The 7,905-nt window shown below is 48.6% G+C and carries 6 protein-coding genes; all 6 read left to right on the forward strand.

Annotation, left to right across the window (positions count from 1 at the left end; translation table 11 throughout):
• The first annotated feature begins 185 nt into the window (after positions 1-185).
• Positions 186-470, forward strand: a complete 285-nt coding sequence (locus HWQ67_RS09535; RefSeq protein ID WP_218252456.1) for a hypothetical protein — start codon at positions 186-188, stop codon at positions 468-470.
• Between the two features lie 185 nt (positions 471-655).
• A complete protein-coding gene (locus HWQ67_RS09540; protein WP_218252457.1) occupies positions 656-3,403 on the forward strand; it encodes an NACHT domain-containing protein in 2,748 nt (915 codons plus the stop codon).
• A 135-nt stretch (positions 3,404-3,538) separates the two neighbouring features.
• The gene (locus HWQ67_RS09545) at positions 3,539-4,315 is read left to right on the forward strand and encodes a PP2C family protein-serine/threonine phosphatase (RefSeq protein WP_218252458.1); all 777 of its coding nucleotides are present in this window, start codon (positions 3,539-3,541) and stop codon (positions 4,313-4,315) included.
• Between the two features lie 77 nt (positions 4,316-4,392).
• The gene (locus tag HWQ67_RS19930; protein ID WP_255317204.1) at positions 4,393-5,379 is read left to right on the forward strand and encodes a serine/threonine protein kinase; all 987 of its coding nucleotides are present in this window, start codon (positions 4,393-4,395) and stop codon (positions 5,377-5,379) included.
• Entirely contained in the window at positions 5,348-6,238 is an 891-nt protein-coding gene (locus HWQ67_RS09550; protein WP_255317205.1) for an RDD family protein, read from the forward strand. Before HWQ67_RS19930 ends, HWQ67_RS09550 begins: the two co-directional genes overlap by 32 nt.
• A 22-nt stretch (positions 6,239-6,260) precedes the next feature.
• On the forward strand, positions 6,261-7,905 hold a 1,645-nt coding region (locus HWQ67_RS09555; protein WP_218252460.1), incomplete at its 3' end, for a serine/threonine protein kinase.

Below are 7,905 nucleotides of genomic sequence, written 5' to 3' on the forward strand. Positions count from 1 at the left end.
TTGATTCTATTGCTCTTTGATTCATATATAACAGTCTATCACTTCTTGATCTATTTTGCAATAATTATTTTTCTGCTGCCCCTCTACCATGCTTTTTAAAGAGGATACTGAAAAGAGTTGAAAAAATCGTACTAAATGTTAATGATGTTGATATAGACGAATATATTAGGAGACGTATTAAATCATTGATAGATTTATTGCACAATGTTGTTTCATATCCCAGTAACCATGGAATTATATACAATGAATGTATCTCGCATGTATTTGAAAGCATTTATATAGGCATTGCTAAGATAAATGGTGTTAAACCATGGTGGAAAAGAATTTTAATGATTAAACAAGGAGATGCATATGAAAATGCTCAACACCATATTCTATATCTCTATTTATGGAATCAGTTGAACATAGCCAAAAGAAAAGGGGATTTTCCAACCTGGGAAGGAATCCGTCTAATACGTGAACATGTTTAATGACATACTTTTTATCAAATGGTGTAAGACATTATTATTACAGATAAGTCTATTTGAGATAAATGTCCAATATTTCAAGAAAACAAATAGACAAACTATTGCTTTCTTTGTCTCTGATGATTTGACATGTAATTTAAATGGCTGTTTTGATAAAAACTATCAGCCAAAAGGAGGAAAAATTATTTATGGCCTGGAGTAATATAATTCAAATCCTTAGGAGAATTTTTATTGTCATAAAAAAAATACTAGCTAAAGTTGTACCACACCTTGAAAAGTACATCTTGGAAAAACCCCTCTACTTCTTCGGGAGCATTTCCCCTGGGTTTAAAGGACGATACATCAAGAGGATCATCGATGATCACAACACGTTTAACACAAAGGGGCTTGGTCTGATTGATTCCTTTGCGCTCGATCTCGATCAGGTCTTTGTTGAGGTGCGAATTGATCAAAGCAGCAATCCTGGCAGCCCCCTGACAAACCTGACAGAGAGCAGAGCACTTGCTCAGACAAGGCACATATGGGACTTCATACGCATCAGCGAGGATGGCCGGAAAAAGCAACGGAGGGATGCGGGGTATGCCTTGATTGGTCCACCGGGCTGCGGTAAGACCACGCTGCTTCAGAACATAGCGGTGATTCTTGCGTACAAACGCCACAGGAGGTATGGGATACGTTCATATGTGCCGATCTTTATCCCTATAAGACATATCGCAAAAGACATCGTAAAAGACACGAACTTAGAGAATCCCAAAAACCTTGGAGGGTTGGCAACGGTTTATTTCAGCAATGAGAGGTTATTTTCCGGTCTCAAGCCACCCGATACGTGGTTTGATAACAAGCTGAGGAAGGGTAAGTGTATTGTGCTCCTTGATGGTTTGGATGAGGTTGGAAACCAGGAGGAGAGACGAAAGGTCTCCGAGTGGGTCAACATCCAGATTAAGGCGTATCCGGAGAGTTTGTTTCTCCTTACGTCGCGTCCGCTTGGGTATCTGGCCGTACCACTTCAGGGGGCTTATGTCCTTGAGGTACAGAACTTTGATGCCGGGCAGGTAAAACGCTTTATCAACAACTGGTATCTTGCAAACGAAACAAGAAGCGCAGGAAACGTACTCAGTGATAAAATCCGGGAGAGGGCAAACCGTGGAGCGGCAGACCTCCTTCAGCGGCTGCAAACAACCCCATCGCTCAACGCCCTTACCGCAAACCCCCTGCTGCTGACCATGATAGCGATGGTTCATAAGTATAGAAGTGCGTTGCCCTCCAGTCGTGCTGAACTCTATGGGGAGATATGCGAGGTGATGTTAGCACGTTGGCGCCAGGTAAAAGGGTTGGTTGACGAGTTTAGCGCCGGCCAAAAACGAGGCATCCTGGAGCAACTTGCCTGTCATATGATGGAAGAGAGGGTACGCGAAATACCAAGAAAAGGTGCGATTGATCTCACAATGCGATCCTTGCACCGCATAGGCGTTAAGAAGGGACAAGAGGATGACTTTTTTATCAACCTGCAAGGGTCAAGCGGCCTTTTAGTCGAACGGGAAAAGGAGATACTTGGCTTTGCCCACCTTACCTTCCAGGAGTACTTAACCGTCTCATGTTGGTTGAGCAAGAACAACCATAACCGTGATTGGTGCAGCCTTGTCGATGACAGTTGGTGGCATGAGACATTGAGGTTATACGCAGCACGTTGGGATGCCACGGATATCATCAGGGCCTGCCTTGAGGTACAAGCGATACCGTCTTTGACGCTGGCGTTTGAGTGTCTTGAAGAGGCCCAACAGATTGACGTTGAAACCCGTGAGGCCCTTGAAGGATTTTTTGCCCGCAACCTTGAATCATCAGATGAGGCATTAAAAAAACTTGCCCTGGAGGTCATCATGAACAGACAACTCAAGGCGTTCATTACGATAGATGACAATCGACAAATAAGCAGCGGGTATGTAACGTGTGCGGCATATCAGTTGTTTCTTGACGACATGCGAAAAGATAACACGTATCTACAACCTGACCATTGGCTGGAGTACGTATTTCCTGCAGGCAGCGCCAATGAACCAATTACGGGCATCAGATCGAAAGATGCTGTAGAGTTTTGCAAATGGCTTACGGAGAGACAAGGTGGAACGGTGATGTATCGTTTACCGACGTTTCAAGAAGCTACGGCTACTGTAGAGGAGTCTGATAAGATTGCCACATGGTGTGACAATGAGGAACTGTGGGGATTGACGAAAGATATAAAAAACAGATTAACGGAAATCTTCCATGAGCAGTCAAATTCAACATCTCTGCACTCTATCGATATAGATATTGTAAATACTCTTGCCCTTGACCTTACCCTTACCCTTGCTCGTGACATTGCCCTGACCCGTGCTCTTGACCTTGACCATACCAGAGACCTTATCCTTACCCTTGCTCTTACCTTTGACCGTGACCTTACCCGTGACCTTGCCCTTAACCTTACCCTTGCCCTTGACGTTGCCCGTGCCCTTGCCCGTGTCCTTGCCTGTGCCTTTAACAATATGGGTTTAAACACGATATCAAATGATATTGAAAGCAAGAATTATAAGATTGCCCTAGAAAAAATTAACCCTATACTGTCAGGCAATCATGACGAGTATGTTAAAAAACGTGCTGTATTATTGAAGGATATATTGCAGGTTGCTATTTCAGATTCTGATAAAGAATGCAGTATAGCTCTTATAAAATATGTGGTTCGACTCTATGAGTACATCTACCTCGGTTTTGGTGAGATGAAGCATGATATCGCTCAATCCTGGTGGAAGCGGATGATAGGAATCAAAAGAAAAAATGCTTACTACGAGCAGCAACAGCAAGCCGCCTTACACCTCTACCTGTGGAGCCGGCTAACCCTGGCCCGGATCGAGGGCAAACTCCCGGCGTGGGAGGGTATCCGCCTCGTCCGCGAACAGGTCGGCTAGACCACAGGGGCCGGACGACGTTACCAGCGGGGTCACTCCATTGTATTGCACACAAGTCAGCCGCGCTATATACAAAAATATTATTGATCTGCTACAATATACCTGAAGTAACTCAAAGGAGCAAAGTGGAAGTCTATGTGGTCTGCCAAGGGTAAGACACTAAGAATCGAATACGGAATAAAAACACATATGGGCGGCAGGAGCGAAAATCAGGACAATTGGAACGCCGTCATTGACGAACAAAATGGTCGCTACTGCTTTGTTGTAGCCGATGGCCTCGGAGGCCACAAAGGCGGACAGATCGCCTCGCAGATTGCTGTCAACACGGTGACGGATTGCTTTGCCAGCATCAACGCAGACAATGTCAGTGCGGAACTGACCAATGCCATGCAGGCTGCTCACAATGCCATCAGGCAGCGGAGCAATACCGATGACCGCCTGCGCAATATGCAGTCTACCTGTGTGGTGGCTGTAATCCTGGGCGAAAGGATGTTTTGGGCATACGTGGGAGACTCCCGCATCTACGTATACAGGCAGGGGCTGCCCTTATACCAGAGCAAGGACCACTCGGTGGTGCAACTGCTCCTGGATATGGGCGAAATCACCGCAGAGGCAGCAAAGGACCACCCCGACCGCAATCGCGTGCTCAAGACCCTGGGGATGCCCGATGAACTCAGACCTGCCATCCATGCCGATGGCCTTACCCTGCAATCGGGTGACTACATCCTGCTCTGCACCGACGGCTTATGGCAGTACCTGACCGACTCCGACATGTACAACCTCCACCTGCGCTATGCAAACACCTCCGTTCAGAAAATCACAGAGGCAATGGTCAGGGATGTTGCCAAGACGGCACAGCGGACAAAGGAAAACTATGATAATATTACAGCACAACTCATAATGGTTACGTAATGTACGAAAATATCTGTTGTAACTGCATGACGGACACCAAGGCAACCCCCAGTGTCTGCCCGCAATGTGGCAGCAGCATGGATATCAAAAACGATGCCGTGTCGTTGCAACCCCGCGTGGTACTAAACAAGCAGTACCTGATCGGTACGTGTCTTGGCTCCGGGGGGTTTGGCATCACCTACCTTGGCCTTGACCTGGTGCTGAAGATGCGCGTGGTCATCAAGGAGTTTTTGCCCCGAAACATAGCCAGACGACAACGAGATCAACTCACCGTATTTCCGATATCCGAGGACTACTCCAACGATTACAAGTACGGGCTGACAAAGTTCATAGATGAGGCCCAGACCCTGGCACAGTTTAATCATCCAAGCATTGCGCCCATCCTGTTTTTCTTCAAGGAGAACAATACCGCCTACTTTGTCATGCGCTACATCCAGGGTAAGACCCTTGAGGAGTACATAAAACTCCAGGACAAGGGCATCACACAGCAAGACCTCCTGGACATCATGATGCCAGTGCTGGATGGCCTCGATGCGGTACATCAGGGGGGCATATTGCACAGAGACATAAAGCCCAAGAACATCTACATCCCCGACAACGGCAATCCCATCTTGCTGGACTTCGGCTCCGCCCGCGACGCCATCAGCACCAAGCTATCCATATGCCTGACCCACGGCTATGCCCCGCTTGAGCAATACAGCTCGGATATGAAGCTGGGCAAACAAGGCCCCTGGACGGACATCTACGCCTGCGCCGCAACCATGTATAGCTGCCTCAGAGGATACAACTACGAAAAAAAAACGCATGGACTCACCCACCAAGGCCCCGGACAGACAAAACGGAGAAAAACTCATCCACATCAAAGACATATCCAGACAGAAGCTCTCCGAGGACTTTGCCAACGCCATCATGAAGGCCCTCGAAATGAACATACAAAATCGTCCTGCCTCCGTTGCCGAGTTCCAGGCGCTGCTGATGCCCCCCTCGGATTCCTCGACAACTACGGGCGACTCAAGCACGGCCGATACCGCCATGGAATTGCTGGTAGTAGCAGGCGAGTTTGAGGGAGAACGCATCCCCCTGACCAATAAGCCGGTCCTCATCGGCAGGGACCCTACCAAGTGTGCCATCGTGCTGTCCGAAAAACGTATATCAAGCGTCCACTGCGAAATCCACAGGGAAAAGGGGGCATTCTACGTCAAAGACCTCCGCTCAACCTTTGGCACCTTCCTGGATGACAACAAGAGGCTTGCGGCATTTGAGTCTACGCTGCTCCTGCCCGGAGACGCCTTTTCGCTGGCAGGTTGTGCCGTCTTTCAGTTGACAAGAAAAAGCATCGCCGTCGAACCTCAGGACAATGTTCAACCGACACCTCAACCATCAGACACTCCTAAAACAGAACTCTATGAACAAACTCAAATATTAAAAAATGCTTCGGGATTACAACAACCACCAAAAACCGATCCCAAACCCGATCAAAAAATCGCCCCCAAGGCCGATCAGAAACCAGCTCCAAAAAATAAACAAGAAATCACCCAACTCCCCCTTGCCCCCCGCACAAAGAGATTGCTAAATTTCATCATAGACCTGACTGTGGTCTCTGTTGTTGCCGTGATATTGCGGTTCATTGTCATGTCATCCGCCACGGGAGGCGGCTTAGGATTAACGCTCCTGGTCTTTATCGCCCTGCACATTGTGTACTACACTCTAATGGAGGGTATGACCGGTAAGACGCTCGGGAAGTTTGTCACACACACGCGTGTTGTGATGTCGGGTGGTTTGCAACCACCTGTTGCAGTTGTAGTAATCAGGTCTCTGTTGAGACTTATTCCGTTTGAGCCGTTTTCGTTCGTGCTTCATAAGGACTGGCACGATACAATGTCCGGAACAGCAGTCGTGATGGAGGGCAAACCTCCGGGATAAAGCGTATGAAGGCAACAATCGTATGAGTGAACAATACAGGTCTGACTTTATGAAGATATGCGTCAACTGCATGGAGAGGAGAGACAGCGCCCCTATCTGCAATCACTGTGGGTATGACGAAAGCAAGTACTCAGACCATCCCCTGCTTCTGAAGCCCAGGACAATCCTGAAGGACCAGTACCTGTTGGGCAGGGTACTGGGCCAGGGTGGCTTTGGGATCACGTACATAGGCATGGATATCAATCTCGACAAGAAGGTAGCCATTAAGGAGTTTCTTCCCACAAGCCTTGCCAGCAGGGAGTTGAGCAACTATACGGTATTGCCGTTTAAGGGTAGTCAGGAAGAGAACTTCCGCGAAGGTCTGCGTCTGTTTATAGATGAGGCCAGAAAGGTGACCAAGTTTGCCAACAACGTCAATATTGTCCACGTCATAAACTTCTTTGAGGCCAACAACACCGGCTACATCGTCATGGACTACATAGACGGTGATACGCTGTCCAACCTCATAAAAAAGCGCGGCGGACGACTCCCCGTTGATGAGTCTCTGAGGCTGATGTTTCCCATCCTGGCTGCGCTGAAGGAGATACATGCGCTGGCCCTGTATCACAGGGACATTTCCCCGCAGAATATCTACGTAACCAATGCCGGCACCCCCATACTGATCGACTTTGGTGCTGCACGCTATGTATCGGCGGAGCAGAGTCACAGCCTTGACGTGGTTCTCAAGGCCGGCTATGCCCCCATGGAGCAGTACCAGGCCAGGGGAAAGATCGGCCCCTGGACGGATATCTATGCCTGCGGCGCCACGTTGTATCTCATGATTACGGGCATCCTGCCTCCCCCGGCCCCGGACAGATTCTACGTCGATGAACTAAAGCAGGCATCTGACATAGAGGGCATAGACATATCCCCCGTCCTCGGCAACGCAATCCTGCAAGCGTTGGCCGTGAGGATTGAGGACAGGTTCAAGGGTATCGATGAATTCATAGCCGCCATTGAGCGAAATCCACAAGGGGAATATGTAGAGCTGTTGGAAAAACACCTTGCACACAAACGCATAACCCTGGACAAACGCATCGCGCTTGACCAACTAATGGCCGCAAACAATGTCGATAAAGCAACCGCTGTCACCCTCGAAAACGACATCAGAGCCAGACTGAATATCGATAAACTACAGTGGGAAAACGAATATAAAGACAACTATATACAGCTGTCCAAGAATCATCCCGACGGTATCCCTGAGCAGAGTATAGAGCAACTGGATAGCACCTATGTCACCACCGGGCGCGTAGCCCACAGGTTGGTACTCAAGGACGCTTCAGCCAAGAAGAAAGCATTGAAACAACCCCCGGAGGTTGAAGCGAAGAAGTCTGCGGAGGTATCCAAAGACCATGCAGCAGGGGCGCCCCTTGAAAAAACGTCCCCCCCATCATCAAAAAAGGGCATATACGCCGTTGCGGTAGCCGTTGTAGGTGTGATAATAGTCGCATTGTTTTTATTCGTAACGCCCGGCAACAAGAAACCGCCTGATTCCCCACTGCCGGTACCACAGGCAACCACTGCCTCCCCCTCTGCCGATGTCCGCTACGGTTACATAAACGTATGGAGCAGACCCTCTGCCGAGGTGTTTATAGATGGCGCATCCGTTGGGAAAACACCCCTGTCCC

Source organism: Candidatus Magnetobacterium casense, from assembly GCF_019173545.1.
Taxonomy (GTDB): domain Bacteria; phylum Nitrospirota; class Thermodesulfovibrionia; order Thermodesulfovibrionales; family Magnetobacteriaceae; genus Magnetobacterium; species Magnetobacterium cryptolimnobacter.